The sequence below is a fragment of the Dellaglioa sp. CoH-56-MRSF-12 genome (assembly GCF_056782075.1).
The window spans coordinates 96105-112615 of sequence record NZ_JBXAYD010000001.1 but is presented as its reverse complement, the minus strand read 5'-3'; the positions used below and the strand labels follow the sequence as shown (position 1 = coordinate 112615).

Here is a 16511-nt window from a genome sequence, read left to right as displayed (position 1 = left end):
AAAAGCATAATCCTAAAATTTAGAATCACACTCTTAAAATACTAATTTATTTGTAATCTCGCGCTGCAATAGCTTTAACACTTGTTGTTTCTTTAACAGCCTGTTTAATAATTTTTACAACATCTGAATCACTAAATGAGTTAGGGTTAACACCAGCAAATTTAATTGAGTCTCGTGCTGCCTTAATACGTGATGCTGTAATTGCTTTACCGTTACCATCTACTATGTTAGATGAACTTGTTGTATATTCATTCGAACCTGAATACGATGATGCAGCGGCTTGTTCTTCTGACGTCAACGTAGCTGACGAATTGTTTTTTATTTCTGGTATACTATACTCCGACCCATAACCACTACTTTTAGATGATGGTGTTGAACTTTTCGAACTACTTGAAGAACTGCTTGAAGAACTACTTGTTGGGTAGCCAATCGTTGCCAAATTCTTATCATTTTTTTGTTGTAAGTCTGTTGCTTTTTTCTTTAAATCTGAGTAATAATTTTTATCAATACTACTATCTTTTAAGATTTCAGTTAATTTATCGTTTGATGCTGTGTAGCTATATTCTGTATTTAAATTCATTGCTTCATTATATGTTTTTATGAATAGCGCACGTTTTTCAAGAACCGTTGTTAATTCTTTTTTCAAATTTGTTGCTCGTTTTTTAATGACTGCTGATCCATCATGATCCGCTAGCACGATGCTAATTGCATCCTTTGCTTTACTATACTGACGATCTTCAGTTTTGTTAATTACTGCCTTGTAATGTGTCACCTGTGTCTTGTAAGCTTGTGCAGTCGCATCATTTGATTTCTTTTTTAAAGCGACATCAAAATAATTTTCTGCCTCAGTATATTCTGCATCTTGAATCGCAGTTTTACCGTTCTTCATGGCTGTATTATAATTTTTATTTGCTTCTGCATGTTTCGTTAAACCGTAGCCACCAAACATACCTACTATAACAACTGCAACTAATCCCCATACCCATTTTTTCATTTTAACCACACCTCTTATCCCTATATTTATATCGCTGTTATTATATCATGGAACATCCTTCAACCGTTATTCAAAATAAGAATTTAGTCCCTGAGAGAAACTAAATTCTTATTTACTTAATTTATAATATAAGTGACAACAGCATAATAGCGCAAAGTCCAAGTACAACAGATAATCCCATTGATCTCGTACGATATGCGATTGCGAATACAACCACAGCCGCTATTAATTTTGTGACGTTATCTACGCCCACAAATTGAAAACTTGAATCAATAAAAAGGTCTTTAAAAACTAATGCTGAAAATAACGCAACGGGTACATACTTCATCCATTCATTAAACCATTCTGGGATTTCTCGAGATGAAAAAATTCGTAATGGAATAAATCGCGGTAAATATGCAACAATTGCAGATAAAATAATTAATAAAAAATGATCCATTGTTGTCATTTCCATAGTTAACTTTCCTCAGAAACTTTAGACTTTCTACTTATTGTATGTCGACTTGCTTTTGGTTTAATCGTATTTAATAATTTATTTCGTTTACCTTTTCTAACAATTTCATGTTCAATAATAAATCCAACAAAGGAAGCTAGTAAAGTTGCTACAACTAATCCCATCGTACTTTGGAACAATGACATGAAAATAATTGCTAAAATACCTGAAAGAATACTAATAATAATTGTGAGATAATTTTTAAGTTGCATGACTATCATGTAAATAAATAATGAAGTTAATGCAAATTCAACAATGCTTAAATTAATTTTTAACCCAGCACCAATTAAACTACCTGCAATATTACTCATCGTCCAAAATAATAATGAATAATGTTCAACCATCAAGGCATCTTTTGGTTTCCATTCTTTATCTGTTGCAAATTTTAAATAGTTTACTGCGTAATTTTCATCGTTTAGTGATGCCGCAAATATGTATAAAAACTTACGACTAGTTCCTCGAATGTACTGTGACAAACTAGCACCTAATAACGCATACCGTAATTCTAAGAAAAATAGCATAGTAACAATTGAAAGAATTGGCGACTGAATCGTCAACATTGATGCAATTAAAAACTGTGCACCACCTGAAAAGACAAGTATGGAAACTAATCCTGCTAATATCGTATTGAAGCCTGCTGCATGCAACAAAATACCACATGCGAGTCCAATTGGGACGTAACTCAGGCAAAGCGGCATCGCAATTTTAAGAACTGTGAGCCAGCGTTTCTCTGTTTCTTTCACGATAGTCCTCCAATAATATAAAGTTGGTTTAACGATATAAATTATAGCATACATCTGTTTCTTAATACTCATTATTTAGTAACTCTAATCAAAAAGTTATCCAATAATGATCTGTTCTGATGGAAAACGATACTTTTCATCCCGTTCTTTTTTCGAAACAAAGAATATTAACATGTATAACATCCCTACGCGTCCAACAAACATCAAAATAATAATGACCATTTTACCGATAATGCTTAATGAACTGGTAATTCCCGTTGATAATCCCGTCGTTCCAAAAGCAGAAGTTACTTCTACAATCAGCGAAATCAACGAATGATTCTCCGTAATACTTAAAATAAAGACCGCGATTAAACACATAAATATCGATAGGTTAACAACTACTACTGATTTTTGAATATCATTTTCATGAATCCTTCTATTAAAAATATTCACATTCTTATGTCCACGAATAAACGATAACAAATATAATCCTAAAATCCCAATTGTTGTTGTTCGAACACCACCACCAACTGAACTTGGACTAGCACCAATAAACATTAACATAGAAAAAATCAATAAGGTTGTCGTATTAAAATCACTAATTTGATTAATTTGTAGTCCGGCATTACGCGTTGTAATACTATAAAACATAGCTGTCATAACTCTCTCAACGAAATCCTTATGTGCAAAATAACCATTATGTTCAGATAAGAAAATTAATATTGTTCCAATAAAGAAAAATCCAATCGCAAAACTACCTGCTAATTTTGTAAATAATGAAAATCTAAATTTTTTATGTCCTGGTTTGAACCACGTAACCTTGATCCACGCTAAAATTTCAATAATAACGGGAAATCCTAAACCACCTATAAAAATTAAAATCATAATTAAAAATAAAAAGACGTAATCTTTCGAATAAGGGATAATAGATTTCCCAGTAACGTCAAATCCCGCATTTGTTAACGCAGATATTGCAATATAAAAGCCATCAAAAATTGACGCAGCTAGATGTTCAAAGCCATCACGTACATATAAATAAATTGAAAATATCACACCAAAAAAAGCTTGAATCCCTAGCATAATGCCGAAAATTGAATAAACTAAACGAACATTTCCACTTAAATGCGGTTGATTCATATCAGTTTGAATTAGCCTGCGTTGTTGCAACCCAATGCGTCGACCAGCAATTACCATAATAAACGTTGAGAGCATTGTTATACCAAAACCACCTATTTGAAAAAGCATTTCTAGTAAGATGATACCGTTATTGTTATAGACTTGCTCTAACGGAAATGTGGTTAATCCTGTAACACTAACCGTTGAGACTGCCATGAATATTGTATCAATAAATGGCACACTAGCACCAGGTTGTTTGAAGAACGGAAGGCATAATAAAATACTTGTTACTACAATCAATGCTAAATAGTAAAAGACAACAATTTGTACGGGAGAGGCCAACAAACTAGCTTTATCTAGATATTTCTGGATCCACCTATTCATTCTGACTTCCCCCTTTTAGTTTAATTTAAAAAAAGAGATTAGCGCTAAGTACGCACGCTAATCTCTAATCCTGATTATTTAATTAATTCTAATCCTGCATAACTAACAACAATTTTATGTTTTAATTCTTCAGCTGTTTCATTCTTAATAAATTCCTTATCGAATTTAATAATAGCCGAATTTTTTAGTTGTTTTTCAACGACACCAGTAAAGAACTCGTTATTTGTTTCAAAACTAACACGTGTATCAGCTGGAAATGGAATTCCTTTTTCGTTAACTTCAACATTTTTTTCATCAAAATGACTTAACATAATTTGGCCTCCTATTGTTTTAAATATTAATAGTAACAGTATACCGCTTTTTAGTTATTATTACGACCATTAGGACTAAGATTAAGAACCTCAATTTAATTAACCCATTCTAAATATATTCAATCAAAAAAATAGAGCCCGCAAAATTAATTTTGCGTAACTCTATTTAATAATCTATTTTTCTAAATCTTGTAATTTTTGATTATCATCTAATTGTGATTTACCAGCAAGTCCAACTCTTTGAAGAATTTGCATAGCAACCCATAATAGAACTAATGAAACGATAGCGAAGATTGCAAGAACAAATACGCTCATGCCAATTTGTCCACTAACCATTCCAGAAGTTAATGACTCACGGAACCCTAAGGTTGAGTATGTCATTGGTAAGAATGGATGGATGGCATTAAAAAAGCTATTCGTAACTTCCATTGGGAACGTACCACCAGCGCCACCTAATTGTAACATCAAGAGAACCATGGCCACGAATCGACCAGGATTATCAAATGCCATAGCAAGTGCCATAACAAGATACATCGATGTTAACGAGAATACTGTTGCAATTAAGTAAGTTTCAGCAATATGGTCTGCTTGTAATCCAAACATAAGCATCCCTGTAACTTCAACAAGTGCCATACCAAGGGCAACGACAGTTCCAATAGCAACTTTACTCCAGAACCAAGCTGTTGCTGATTGACCTTCAGTTGAAATTTTACGGATTGGGAATGCAAAGTTAAAGACGATTGCCCCAACGTATAATGCAAGTGAAAGAACATATGGTGCTAAAGCATGTCCATAGTTAGGAACATAACTGTAATTCTTATGTTCCAATTCTGAAGGTGCTGCAAACATATTAGCTGTCTTGTTAGTTGCTTTAATTCCATTAACTGTATCTGATCCTGTTTTAAGAGCAGTAGCTAATGTTTTTGACCCTTTTTTAAGTGATTTAGAACCATCACCTAATTTAGCTGAGTTATCATCTAATTTTTGAGTCCCTGCAGCTAATTTATCAACTCCAGCAACAAGTGTTGGTACTTGTTCATTCAAGCTTACTAAACCATTTGATAATGTACCTGAGCCAGTAGCTAATTGACTAACTCCTGATGTCAATGTTGGTACTGATCCATTCAATGTTGATAATCCAGTACTTAATTGACTCGAGCCTGATACTAAGGCACTGTTGTTTCCAATTAATGTTTTAGAACCATTATTAGCACTTAATACACCTGCAGTGTATTTTTGTACACTTGGAATTAAGCCAGGAGTTTTATCTGTACCATTTAACCCAGCCATAATTTGACCTAATCCAGCATTTAGTAAGTCTGTTGCTTGGATAGCACCATAAGGACTTTCCTTTGTGCCAGAACCTGTCTGCGTTAAACCAGTTTTAACAGTATTTAATCCAGCCATTAGTTTATCAATGGCTTTCTTAGCACCTGCTGTTACTTGTGGTTCTTGAGCAGATAACTCGGCAACACCCGCCTTTAATGCTTGTAATTTAGGTAGTAATTCTTGAATAGCTGCTAATTCTTTTTGAATCGATTTTAATTTGTCACCGTTATCAGTCAACGGTGTTGTCATATCAGATAAATCTGTTTTAATTTTTGTTGTATTATTACCTGATGCTGCTAAACTTGTGCCAGCAGTTTGAAGATTACTTCCTAATCCATTAACAGAAGCAGCAATACTTTTTGCTAACGTTGGATTAGATTTCTCTAAAGCTGCAAAATCAGGTGATTTTACAAAGGTAACTAAAGCACCCATATTACTTTGCGCATCCTTAAGTTGTGCAGCAACACTGGATGCGTTAGTTGTACTATAAAGACTATTATTTAATTCACTCAATTGTGAACCAGCATCTGTTGCTTTAGCGGCAACAAGTTTAGTATTAGCTCCAATTTGAGTTAAATCGGCTGTTAATTTTTTAGCATCAATATTAGGCGCATTTGTGCCATTTAATTCAGAATTCAACTTAGAAATTCCTGAATCTAATGCTGTAAATCCAGCCATTAATTTTGCCATTTCAGCTTGTGAATCTGGACTATTTAATTGTGTATCTAAAGTTGCAGCAGACTCCTTCAAGCTTTTAGTTAACGATTGGTTACCCGCTTGAACTGTTGTAATACCACCTCTTAAGGTAATTATTCCATCATTTAATGCTTGAGAATTTGAACTTAATTGACTCAAACCACTATTTAATTCAGTAACTCCATTAGTATAACCTTTTACACCACTTGCTAATGTTGTTGAGCCAGTATCTAGTTTCGATACACCTGAAGCTAATGTACCTGTACTATTATTAAGTTTTGATAATCCAGCACTTAAAGAACCAGCGCCTGTTGCTAATTTTTGAACACCATTTTTTAATGGAACAACACTAGTTGAAAGTGTTTGAACACCATTATTAACAGTTCCTACACCAGTAATGTAGCTATTTAAGCCATCATTCAATGTTACTGTACCATCAGACAATGTTTTAGAACCACTTGCAGCTGTCTTAAAGCCTTTACCGATTGTTTTAACTTGGCCGAAAATAGCTGTTGCATATGCTTTCGTGACTGATTCACGAATTTGGCTATTTAATTGTTTTGCTGCTGTTTCACTGATAACTTCACCAATGTAGTTACGAGATGCATTAGTATCGTACGTGATTTTCATCTTTTTAGGATTTGTATCCATTAAAGTTGCAGCATTTGAAGAGAAGTTTTTAGGCAACGTAATTGTTGTATAGTACTTGTTGTCTTTCATTCCTTGTTTTGCTTGTTTTGCAGAAACGAATGTCCACTTCAATTGGTCATTATTCTTCAACTCTTTTACAAGTTGATCACCAACATCCAATGTCGTTCCATTATATTTAACAGATTCATCGTTATTAACGACTGCTACTGGTAAATCACTTGTTTTGCCATATGGATCCCAAACTGATTTCAAGAAGAAAGCAGCATACAGAATCGGAATAAGCATCATAACAATTGTTGAAACTAGAAGTATTCTATTCTTTCCAACAAATTTAAATTCATTCTTAATCATTTTCATTAAAATTGGTGCCCCCTAAATTAATTATTTCTACTATAAAATTTTATCGATACGTTATAATATACATCAAATGTCCACGAACAACAAATTTTTATTTTCTTTTTAATGTTTTTTTAATCTTACACGACTAAATTGCCCATATAGACAAAAAAATCACCCTAGAAATCAGAGATGATTTTATTGATTTAAAATAAATTTCCAAAGAAGTTAGTAATTGCACGCCACATAATAACAAAAATGTTAGCTTTTTCAATGGCATCTTTATTCGTTCCTGTAACAGAAAGTGATTTTTTGCCATCAACATAAGATAACGCATTATCTTTACCAGTTAATTTAAGCGTTCCAATATCACTATTAGCCTTAATTGGGGCTTCTAATCCTGTTTTCTTAACTAAATCAGTATTTTCTGATACTTTAGCTGAAATAATCGACTTAACTGTTTCGCCTTTTTTCAACCAAACTTTTTGATTAGATTTAAGCATAACTTTAGTTGTTAATTCTTTACCATGAAATACAGGTAAACTATCGGCGTTTTTAAATATTGTACCAGCCTTGATTGTTTCCACGTTGAACATGTCAAATACATATGACATTATTTTTTGTGTATCTGTAAAACGACTTACATCCGTTTCACTCTTGTGTGATGATCCTAAAACGACCGTAATAATTCGATGACCATCTTTTTTTACAGTTCCTGTAAAACATTCACCAGCTTTGTCAGAAGTACCTGTCTTCAATCCATCAACAGGTAATTCTGTATATGCCTTAGCTAAACCAGGTAACATCCAGTTCCAGTTTTCCATTAGTGTTTGGTCAGATGTTCCTTTATCGAAATATTTACGTTTGATACTTGTTGTTTTTAATACTTCTGGGTACTTTTTAAGTAAGTTTTTAGCAACAATTCCCATATCTTTGGCAGTTAATTCATTTTCATCTGATGCGGCTGAACCGGGGTATCGATCAGCTTTACTGATATCGCTATTAGTTAAACCAGAAACGTTATCAATCTTAGCATCTGTAATTCCCCATGACTTAACCTTTGCACGCATTAATGTTACGAAATCTTTTTGCGATCCCGATACTTCATGAGCAAGTGCCATAATAGCCCCATTTGCTGAGTAAATTAAACTAGCATCATACAGTTGTTTAACTGTGTATGATTTCGTTTTACTCAACGGAACGTTTGATAATGATGTATCCTGGCTAATTTTATAAGAATCGTTATCAATCTTAACTTTTTGATCCCAAGTTAATTTACCACTTTTAATTTGATCTAAAATAACATCAATCGAAATTAATTTTGTCATTGATGCAATTGGTAAAACAGCATCAGCATTTTTTTCATAGATTACTTGTCCAGTATCTGCATCAATTGCTAAAGCAGCTTTAGCTGTTAAATTAATAGCGCTTGAACTGGTTGTTGCAGCTGATACAGATTTAACCTCATCTTGAAGTCCCATTGCTGAAACCCCAGTAAATAGTGCTGCCCCTGAAATAAGCCCAATTACGAATTTCTTTGTACGTTTTAAAAATATCATTTTCTCTTTACCCTCTTAACTTCTCTTATTCATTTAAGAATACCCAATAATAGCTATTCTTGCAACTGTTCTTCTTGCTTTCTAGTTAATTTTATATTCTTACCCAATGGTAAATGAATAACAAAACTAGTTAGCTCTTCATTTGAGACAACATATATGTACCCACCGTGGAGCGTGACAATACTTTGAGCAATGGCAAGCCCTAATCCAGTTCCGCCCGTTTTTTGTGAACGAGATTCTTCCACTCGGTAAAACCGATCAAATAATTGATTAAGTGATTGTTCAGGTATTTTAGGGCCATCATTAGTTACTTTTACGATAACTTCCTGACCAATTTTTTCTGCTTCTAAATAAATATGTTTACCGCCTGCCCCATATTTTAAGGCATTTGATATTAAATTATTAAAAACACGGCCTAATTTTTCAGTATCAGCTTCCATCATTAACGGGTTAGGGTTCGTATTGCTACTAATTGTCATTTCTTTATTTTTAGCTTCAAGTTCAAAACTAGCTGCCAATTGTTCTAACATTTGATTCATATCAAAATTAATCGCATTAATTGGCGTCGACGTCTGTCGCACTTTTGTGTATTCAAATAAATCTTCTACTAAAACCTTCATCTGCTTTGATTTCACAAATGCTGTATGTGTGTAAGATAGTAAATCTTCTTGCGAATTATATTGATTATCTTCTATTAAACCTAAGTAACCGATAATTGATGTCAATGGTGTTCGAATATCGTGACTAACATTGGTAATCAGCTCATCCTTTGAATTCTCAATTCGACGTTCTTCTTCCATTGATTCAATCGTACTTTGAACCAAAGCATTAATACTTGAAACGACCCGCGCCATATCACCTTGTAGTTTAAAAGGAATTTGATGATCGTAATGACCGTCCGCAATATAATGCAATTCTGAAATAACATGACGTAACTGCATTTGATGATAACGTCGAATTAGTCGCCAATAGAGCACGACAACGTCCACAATAAGCATGAACGCAACAAAAACATTCCCCCAACTCCAGACATTGAAATCATTCGGCCCAAAAGTTAATGCCGTCTTAATTTGAAAAATACCATTCTCAAGTCCTGGGTTTGAAGCAATCGTCTGATTTAATAGAATAAAAATTGATAAATTCAGTAAAATTAATAGAATAATCGTGATGAATCCTTCCGCGATTAATTCACTTTTTTCTCTACCAGTTAATTTCAAAAATAACCCCTCACTAATGCATTTCTATCTTGTATCCAACGCCCCAGACGGTTTTGATAATATCATCACCGTTTGTTGCTGCTTCAATTTTATCACGTAAATGGCTCACATGGACCATTACTGTTTTGGCAGAAATAATTGATTCTTGTTGCCAAACTTGTTCAAAAATATCATCCGCAGAGTACACATGATTTGGATGTGAGGCTAATAAATATAAAATACCGAATTCTAAAGCAGTTAATTGAATATCACTACCTTCAACTGTTTGAACTTCATGAGAATCTTTTTTAATAATTAGCGGTCCTATTTCAAGTGCAACATCAGGTGCCGGATTCGAGTTTTGGCTACGACGGAGTAATGATTTAACACGTGCCATAATTTCTAATGGGTTAAATGGCTTAACAACATAATCATCAGCACCTGTAATCAGTCCACGAATTTTGTCCATATCTTCTGTTTTAGCAGAAACCATTAATATTGGAATTTCTGAAGTTTTACGAACCTCTTTAATGACATCCATTCCGTTCATTTTAGGCATCATAACGTCGAGAATCATTACACCGATTTCTGGCATTTCTTCTAATTTTTCAATCGCTTCAAGTCCATTTTGAGCAGTAATTGCTTCGTAACCTTCATTTTTTAAATAAATAGAGATTAAATCAACGATTTCTTTTTCATCATCTACAACTAAAATTTTCATTGGATATCTCCTGACTTTTCTTTACTTATAGTATATTGTATCAAATATCACACACGATAACTTTAAAGAATTGGTTAAATCTACTTAATCTAAGTAGTACAAAAAAAGCTTTCGTAAAAAACGAAAGCTTTCCATTTTTTATTATCCACGTTCTAATAAGTAGTTAAATAAACCGCCCATTGTTTTATCTGATAACTCAATCTCTTTACCAGATTCCGTTACTTTAGTAATTTTATAATAATCTTCAAACTCAGGTACTTCCAATTGCATCATCGCAACAAAAGCTGCTGCCGTTTTATAAGTTGCTTGTAGCTGTTCCCCATGAACGTAATCAATAATTAACATATTCGTAACCCCCTATAATATTTATACTCGTAGTGTAGTCTATAAATTTAAATACTTCCACAATTGATACTTATTTTTAAGTAAATTAATATTTCTAACTAATGTCGTATTCCTTTTACTGTATACAATGATTTTGCATCAAATCATGATTAATCATTAGAGTCTTATTTATAATTTAAAACTCTCCATTAAAAAAGACGTAACTTCTTTCATCTGAAAGAAATCACGCCTTTTTAATTATTATTTAACTGAGTAATTAGGTGCTTCTTTGGTAATTTGAACATCATGTGGATGTGATTCAATTAAACCAGCACCTGAAATTTGAACAAATTGTGCGTCATCTTGTAATGCCTTCAATGTTCCAGCACCAACGTAACCCATACCTGAATGTAAGCCTCCAACCATTTGGAAAACAATATCAGCTAAACTACCCTTGTATGATACACGACCTTCAATACCTTCTGGCACTAACTTATTAGCTTCATTTACGCCACTTTGGAAGTAACGATCAGAAGAACCATTTGATTGTTCCATAGCTGCTAAACTTCCCATACCTCGGTAAACTTTGAAACGACGACCTTCATAAATTTCAAATTCACCAGGAGCTTCATCAGTTCCAGCTAACATACTACCTAACATCACAGCGTTACCACCGGCAGCAAGGGCTTTAACGATATCACCAGAGTATTTAATACCCCCATCAGCGATGATTGTTTTACCATATTCACGAGCTACTTCAGCAGCGTCATAAATAGCTGTTAATTGCGGAACACCAACACCAGCAACAATCCGTGTTGTACAGATTGATCCAGGTCCTATTCCAACTTTAACAACATCAACGCCAGCATCATAAAGGGCACGAGTTGCTTCGCCAGTTGCGACATTACCTGCGATTAAAGTTGCTTCTGGGAATTGTGCTCTGATTTCAGTAATTTTACGGATAACACCGGCTGAATGACCATGAGCAGTATCGATAACTAAAGCATCAACACCAGCATCTAGTAAAGCTGTAGCACGTTCAAATGTATCACTTGTAACACCAACAGCGGCAGCAGCAAGTAAGCGGCCATGTTCATCTTTAGCTGCGTTAGGAAATTCAACAACTTTTTCGATATCTTTAATTGTTATTAAACCAGTTAAACGACCATTTTTATCAATGATTGGTAATTTTTCAATTTTATTTTTTTGGAGTATTTTTTCAGCTTCTTTAAGCGAAGTACCTTCCGCAGCTGTTACTAATCCTTCTTTAGTCATAACACTATCAATTAGGACTGACATATCAGAAACAAAACGTAGATCACGATTCGTAATGATACCAATCAATAAGCGATTTTCTAATGTTTCAACGATTGGAACACCACTAATACGGTAACGTTTCATCAATTGTTCAGCATCTGCAACAGAATGTTGCGGTGTTAAATAGAAAGGATCAATAATAACGCCACTTTCAGAACGTTTTACTTTTCTGACTTCTTCAGCTTGTTGTTCGATACTCATATTTTTATGAATAACACCTAAGCCACCTTGGCGAGCCATAGCAATCGCCATTTTAGAATCTGTAACAGTATCCATGCTAGCACTTAAAATTGGGACATTTAATTTGATATTCTTAGCTAATTGTACACTGATATCAACCTCGTTCGGTAATACATGACTTTCTGCAGGTATTAACAACACGTCATCAAAAGTAAATCCTTTTTTAACGAACTTCGTTTCCCAATTTGACATTTTAAAACCAGCTTTCTACTTTTATTTTGTTTACTAACATACCAGATAAACTCAACATTGGTCAAGGTTATCGTCCGATTCTTATTAACCTATAATCGTTTTTAACTGTAACAAAAAAGAGTTCAAAAATTTTACCTGAACTCTTTTCAAGATATCAATCAATTTAAAACATTGTTCGGTTGATATTATAGCGACGTTTAACGTAAATTCTAACTGCAAATGCGATTAATGCAATTACAAGATAAACAGGGGCTGGCAACAATGCATTAAGTGGTCCTGGAATCAATGCCACTAACATGTAGGCAAGAATCCATACTGCAAGAAAGGCTACAAATACTAGTAATGTAACCCAGAAAGCTGGTTTGTCTTCTTTTTTGACGTTTGGGCCATATTTTTTGTAGAAGAGCGCTGCTCCAATACCACCCAAAATTGATGTGATTAGTAGTGTTAATAATCCACCAGCACCAGAAGCTTCTGCTTGCGTACTTGTTTTACTCATTAATCCCATAACACCGTACATACCAGCAAAAATTAATAACATCATCAACCCATTATCTAAAGCTGTTAACCAAAAACTACTTGTTGGTTCTGCAGCTTTTTTCTGTGGGCCCATAATGATATCAGTTGCTTTTGTACTAACAGGACCATATAGTTTAGTTGCTGTTACACCTTTATGCTGTTCGGTGCGAAGTTCTGCAACAATTTCACCAATGACCGTATTTCGTTTTTCATCATTAATTTTTGAATCTTTCAAAATACTATTTAAACGGTAAACATAATCTTCATTACGCTTCGTTAATCCCGCAAAGGGTCCTTTATCCTGTAACTTCGTTTCTTTTTCTAAATGTTCTTTTTGTTTTGCTGCAGCTGTCGCATTTCTCTCTTCAACTGATGTTTCTTCGACTTTGTTTTCTTCTGACATGACTAACAACCCCTACTGACTTATTTTATTTAGACGTTAAATCTGAACTCAATAATATCGCCATCTTGTACGACATATTCTTTACCTTCGGAACGTAAACGACCAGCTTCACGAACTGCTGCGACGCTTCCATTTTTATCTAAATCAGCAAATGACATTGTTTCAGCACGGATAAATCCACGTTCAAAATCTGAATGGATAATTCCGGCAACTTGAGGTGCTTTCATCCCTTGTTTAAAGGTCCATGCTCGTGTTTCGGCACCACCAGCAGTAAAGAAAGTTGCTAAACCTAGTAATTTATAAGATGCCCTGATTAAGCGATCAAGTCCTGATTCTTCAACACCAGCAGCTTCAAGGAAATCAAGTTTATCTTCATCATCTAGTTCAGCAATTTCTTCTTCTGTTTTAGCAGAAACGGCTAAACATTCTGAACCTTCTTCTTTTGCAAAGGCTTCAATTAATTTTACATACTTATTAGCATCTGGGTCAGCCATGTCATCTTCAGCAATATTAGCGACATAAAGAACTGGTTTGTTCGTTAATAAAAACATACCTTTAACATATTTTTCTTCTTCTTCATCAAATTCAATTGAGCGAACGGCATGTCCAGCTTCAAGAACTGGTTTGATTTTTTGTAAAATACTGAATTCAGCCAACGCATCTTTATCTTTTGTTCTAGCCACTTTTTCAACTTTAGCATAACGTTTTGTCACACTATCTAAATCTGCAAAAACAAGTTCTAAGTTGATTGTTTCAATATCGTCCATTGGATCCACTTTATCAGAAACATGTGTGATATTATCATCGTCAAATGCACGAACAACGTGCACAATAGCATCAACTTGACGAATATTTTCTAAAAATTTATTACCAAGTCCTTCACCTTTACTTGCGCCTTTAACAATACCGGCAATATCCGTAAATTCAAAAGTTGTATGAATAATTTTTTTAGCAGGGACTACTTCATCGATACGTGCTAATCGTTTATCTGGAACTTCAACCATCCCAACGTTTGGATCGATTGTCGCAAATGGGTAATTAGCCATTTCCGCGCCTGCTTTTGTAATTGCGTTAAATAAAGTTGATTTACCTACGTTTGGTAATCCTACGATTCCTGCCGTTAATGCCATAATTAGACGTCACTCTTTTCATTTATTTTGTATTATCTTCTGTTGTTGCTTTTTCTAACATTTTTTTCATCTTTTTTTCAAATTCTCGTCTAGGTAATAGAATAAGGTGCCCGCATCCTAAACACTTAATGCGAATATCCATTCCCATTCGCACGATTTCCCAGCGGTTAGTCCCACAAGGATGTGGTTTTTTCATTTCAACAATATCATGTAAGTCATACATACTGACTAACCTCCTAGTCTAGTGAAATATCAAGTAAGTCCAAAATACGGTTCAAATCATCCGTTGATAAGTAGTCAATTTCTATCTTACCTTTATGATTTTTTTTGCTCTGTTGGATAGAAACTTGTGTTCCAAATTTTTCTTTTAACAAGTTCTCACTTTGTTGAACATAAATTGATTTTTCAACTTCGTTCACTTTTTTAGTATTCTTTTTAATTTCGCCGTTCATTTGGGCAATTACTTTTTCCAACTCACGAACAGTTAGATTTTCTTTAACTGTTCTTTTAGCTAATGCCCCAATTTTTTGTTTATCTTTAAGTGACAGCAATGTTCTTGCTTGACCCATCGATAACTGATCAACTTGGAGTAATTCTTTAACTGAGTTGGGCAATCCTAATAAACGCAAATAATTAGCAATATAAGGACGACTTTTGCCTAATCGCTCTGAAACTTGTGACTGCGTTAAGTTTAATTTTTCCATCAACATGTTATAAGCTTCTGCCTCTTCTAAAGGAGACAATTCTTCACGTTGTAAATTTTCCAAAATAGCAACTTCCATCATTGCTTCTTCTGTCATCGTTCTAATAATTGCAGGGACATCTGTTAGTCCTGCTAATTTAGACGCACGGAAACGACGTTCTCCTGCAATGATTTCATAACCCTTAATGACTGATTCTCTTACAATAATTGGTTGGAAGACACCTGATTTTTTGATAGACGCAGCTAATTCTTTTAGGGCATCTTCATCAAATGTTTTACGAGGTTGGTAAGGATTAGGGCGAATTTCAGCTAAGTTTAAACGAACAACAGATTCTTTTGTATCATCATATTGATCAAGTTCATCCTGAAATAACGCGTTAATCCCTTTTCCAAGACCTTTTTTATTATTTACCATGCGCTTTTAACACTTCCTTTGCCAATTCCATATAGACTTGAGCACCCTTCGACTTAGGATCGTAATCAATAATTGCCATCCCATGGCTAGGTGCTTCAGACAAGCGGACATTTCGCGGAATAATTGTCTTGTAGACTTTTTCTGCAAAATATTTTTGCACCTCAGACACAACTTCTGCGCCTAAATTTGTACGTGCATCATACATTGTCATTAAAACGCCTTCAATGGCTAAATCTGGATTAAAATGCTTTTGAACTAAACGAATTGTGTTAAGCAATTGGCTTAAACCTTCCAAAGCATAGTATTCACTTTGAACAGGAATTAAAATTGATTTACTAGCTGTAAAGGCATTAATTGTAATCAATCCAAGTGATGGCGGGCAATCTATTAAAATATAATCATACTGATCTTCAATTGTTTTAACGGCATCCAATAATCTTGTTTCACGAGCCATTTGCGGTGTTAATTCAATCTCAGCACCAGCCAATTGAATGGTTGCCGGAACGATATCTAATCCTTTATGACTAGTAGCTAGAATTGTCTCCTTAATTGGAAATTCATTAACTAAAACATCATAAATATCTTTTTTTATTGTTGATTTTTCAATACCAACACCACTTGTTGAATTTCCTTGAGCATCCGTATCTATTAATAAAACACGCTTGCCTAGCTCGGCTAAACAAGCGCCTAAATTCACACTCGTTGTTGTTTTACCAACGCCACCTTTTTGGTTTGCTAATGAAATAACAATTCCCAT

Annotated in this window: 16 protein-coding genes; all 16 read right to left on the bottom strand. The window is 34.2% G+C overall.

What is annotated here, in order from left to right; translation table 11 throughout:
• Positions 1 to 46: 46 nt before the first annotated feature.
• The 16 genes from AC1RPY_RS00550 to AC1RPY_RS00475 all read right to left on the bottom strand — a co-directional run bounded on the left by AC1RPY_RS00550 (position 47) and on the right by AC1RPY_RS00475 (position 16511).
• Positions 47 to 994 (bottom strand): hypothetical protein, encoded by a 948-nt coding sequence (locus tag AC1RPY_RS00550; protein ID WP_481761057.1) that lies wholly within the window; start codon positions 992 to 994, stop codon positions 47 to 49.
• A 121-nt stretch (positions 995 to 1115) separates the two neighbouring features.
• Complete coding sequence (locus AC1RPY_RS00545; protein ID WP_409021810.1) at positions 1116 to 1448, bottom strand: AzlD domain-containing protein; 333 nt, start codon at positions 1446 to 1448, stop codon at positions 1116 to 1118.
• Between the two features lie 2 nt (positions 1449 to 1450).
• Complete coding sequence (locus AC1RPY_RS00540) at positions 1451 to 2230, bottom strand: AzlC family ABC transporter permease (protein WP_481761058.1); 780 nt, start codon at positions 2228 to 2230, stop codon at positions 1451 to 1453.
• Between the two features lie 96 nt (positions 2231 to 2326).
• A complete protein-coding gene (locus AC1RPY_RS00535) occupies positions 2327 to 3712 on the bottom strand; it encodes a TrkH family potassium uptake protein (RefSeq protein ID WP_481761059.1) in 1386 nt (461 codons plus the stop codon).
• Between the two features lie 74 nt (positions 3713 to 3786).
• Positions 3787 to 4023: a hypothetical protein gene (locus AC1RPY_RS00530; protein WP_409021814.1), complete on the bottom strand. Its 237-nt coding sequence runs from the start codon at positions 4021 to 4023 to the stop codon at positions 3787 to 3789.
• Between the two features lie 174 nt (positions 4024 to 4197).
• The gene (locus tag AC1RPY_RS00525; protein ID WP_481761060.1) at positions 4198 to 7056 is read right to left on the bottom strand and encodes a YhgE/Pip family protein; all 2859 of its coding nucleotides are present in this window, start codon (positions 7054 to 7056) and stop codon (positions 4198 to 4200) included.
• Positions 7057 to 7241: 185 nt separating this feature from the next.
• A complete protein-coding gene (locus AC1RPY_RS00520; protein ID WP_481761061.1) occupies positions 7242 to 8594 on the bottom strand; it encodes a serine hydrolase in 1353 nt (450 codons plus the stop codon).
• A gap of 53 nt (positions 8595 to 8647) precedes the next feature.
• Positions 8648 to 9811, bottom strand: coding sequence for a sensor histidine kinase (locus tag AC1RPY_RS00515; RefSeq protein ID WP_481761062.1), 1164 nt, complete (start codon positions 9809 to 9811; stop codon positions 8648 to 8650).
• A 13-nt stretch (positions 9812 to 9824) separates the two neighbouring features.
• Positions 9825 to 10511 carry a response regulator transcription factor gene (locus tag AC1RPY_RS00510; protein ID WP_409021818.1) on the bottom strand — a complete coding sequence of 229 codons (687 nt, stop codon included), beginning with the start codon at positions 10509 to 10511 and terminating at the stop codon, positions 9825 to 9827.
• Between the two features lie 141 nt (positions 10512 to 10652).
• Entirely contained in the window at positions 10653 to 10856 is a 204-nt protein-coding gene (locus AC1RPY_RS00505; protein WP_481761063.1) for a hypothetical protein, read from the bottom strand.
• A gap of 240 nt (positions 10857 to 11096) precedes the next feature.
• Positions 11097 to 12584: an IMP dehydrogenase gene (gene guaB / locus AC1RPY_RS00500; protein WP_481761064.1), complete on the bottom strand. Its 1488-nt coding sequence runs from the start codon at positions 12582 to 12584 to the stop codon at positions 11097 to 11099.
• A 163-nt stretch (positions 12585 to 12747) separates the two neighbouring features.
• Entirely contained in the window at positions 12748 to 13506 is a 759-nt protein-coding gene (locus AC1RPY_RS00495) for a DUF1129 family protein (RefSeq protein WP_481761065.1), read from the bottom strand.
• A gap of 29 nt (positions 13507 to 13535) precedes the next feature.
• Positions 13536 to 14636 carry a redox-regulated ATPase YchF gene (gene ychF / locus AC1RPY_RS00490; RefSeq protein WP_481761066.1) on the bottom strand — a complete coding sequence of 367 codons (1101 nt, stop codon included), beginning with the start codon at positions 14634 to 14636 and terminating at the stop codon, positions 13536 to 13538.
• A 22-nt stretch (positions 14637 to 14658) separates the two neighbouring features.
• Entirely contained in the window at positions 14659 to 14859 is a 201-nt protein-coding gene (locus AC1RPY_RS00485; RefSeq protein WP_409021822.1) for a DUF951 domain-containing protein, read from the bottom strand.
• 13 nt (positions 14860 to 14872) lie between these two features.
• Positions 14873 to 15754 carry a ParB/RepB/Spo0J family partition protein gene (locus tag AC1RPY_RS00480; RefSeq protein WP_409021823.1) on the bottom strand — a complete coding sequence of 294 codons (882 nt, stop codon included), beginning with the start codon at positions 15752 to 15754 and terminating at the stop codon, positions 14873 to 14875.
• Positions 15744 to 16511, bottom strand: a complete 768-nt coding sequence (locus AC1RPY_RS00475; protein WP_409021824.1) for a ParA family protein — start codon at positions 16509 to 16511, stop codon at positions 15744 to 15746. Before AC1RPY_RS00475 ends, AC1RPY_RS00480 begins: the two co-directional genes overlap by 11 nt.

Excerpts from the sequence above, each read along its gene's own strand:
- AC1RPY_RS00495 (WP_481761065.1), bottom strand. The coding sequence starts at position 13,506 with ATGTCAGAAGAAAACAAAGTCGAAGAAACATCAGTTGAAGAGAGAAAT.
- AC1RPY_RS00545 (WP_409021810.1), bottom strand. The coding sequence starts at position 1,448 with ATGGAAATGACAACAATGGATCATTTTTTATTAATTATTTTATCTGCA.
- AC1RPY_RS00485 (WP_409021822.1), bottom strand. The coding sequence starts at position 14,859 with ATGTATGACTTACATGATATTGTTGAAATGAAAAAACCACATCCTTGT.
- guaB (WP_481761064.1), bottom strand. The coding sequence starts at position 12,584 with ATGTCAAATTGGGAAACGAAGTTCGTTAAAAAAGGATTTACTTTTGAT.
- AC1RPY_RS00510 (WP_409021818.1), bottom strand. The coding sequence starts at position 10,511 with ATGAAAATTTTAGTTGTAGATGATGAAAAAGAAATCGTTGATTTAATC.
- AC1RPY_RS00550 (WP_481761057.1), bottom strand. The coding sequence starts at position 994 with ATGAAAAAATGGGTATGGGGATTAGTTGCAGTTGTTATAGTAGGTATG.
- AC1RPY_RS00530 (WP_409021814.1), bottom strand. The coding sequence starts at position 4,023 with ATGTTAAGTCATTTTGATGAAAAAAATGTTGAAGTTAACGAAAAAGGA.
- AC1RPY_RS00505 (WP_481761063.1), bottom strand. The coding sequence starts at position 10,856 with ATGTTAATTATTGATTACGTTCATGGGGAACAGCTACAAGCAACTTAT.
- AC1RPY_RS00480 (WP_409021823.1), bottom strand. The coding sequence starts at position 15,754 with ATGGTAAATAATAAAAAAGGTCTTGGAAAAGGGATTAACGCGTTATTT.
- AC1RPY_RS00475 (WP_409021824.1), bottom strand. The coding sequence starts at position 16,511 with ATGGGAATTGTTATTTCATTAGCAAACCAAAAAGGTGGCGTTGGTAAA.
- AC1RPY_RS00525 (WP_481761060.1), bottom strand. The coding sequence starts at position 7,056 with ATGAAAATGATTAAGAATGAATTTAAATTTGTTGGAAAGAATAGAATA.
- ychF (WP_481761066.1), bottom strand. The coding sequence starts at position 14,636 with ATGGCATTAACGGCAGGAATCGTAGGATTACCAAACGTAGGTAAATCA.
- AC1RPY_RS00520 (WP_481761061.1), bottom strand. The coding sequence starts at position 8,594 with ATGATATTTTTAAAACGTACAAAGAAATTCGTAATTGGGCTTATTTCA.
- AC1RPY_RS00535 (WP_481761059.1), bottom strand. The coding sequence starts at position 3,712 with ATGAATAGGTGGATCCAGAAATATCTAGATAAAGCTAGTTTGTTGGCC.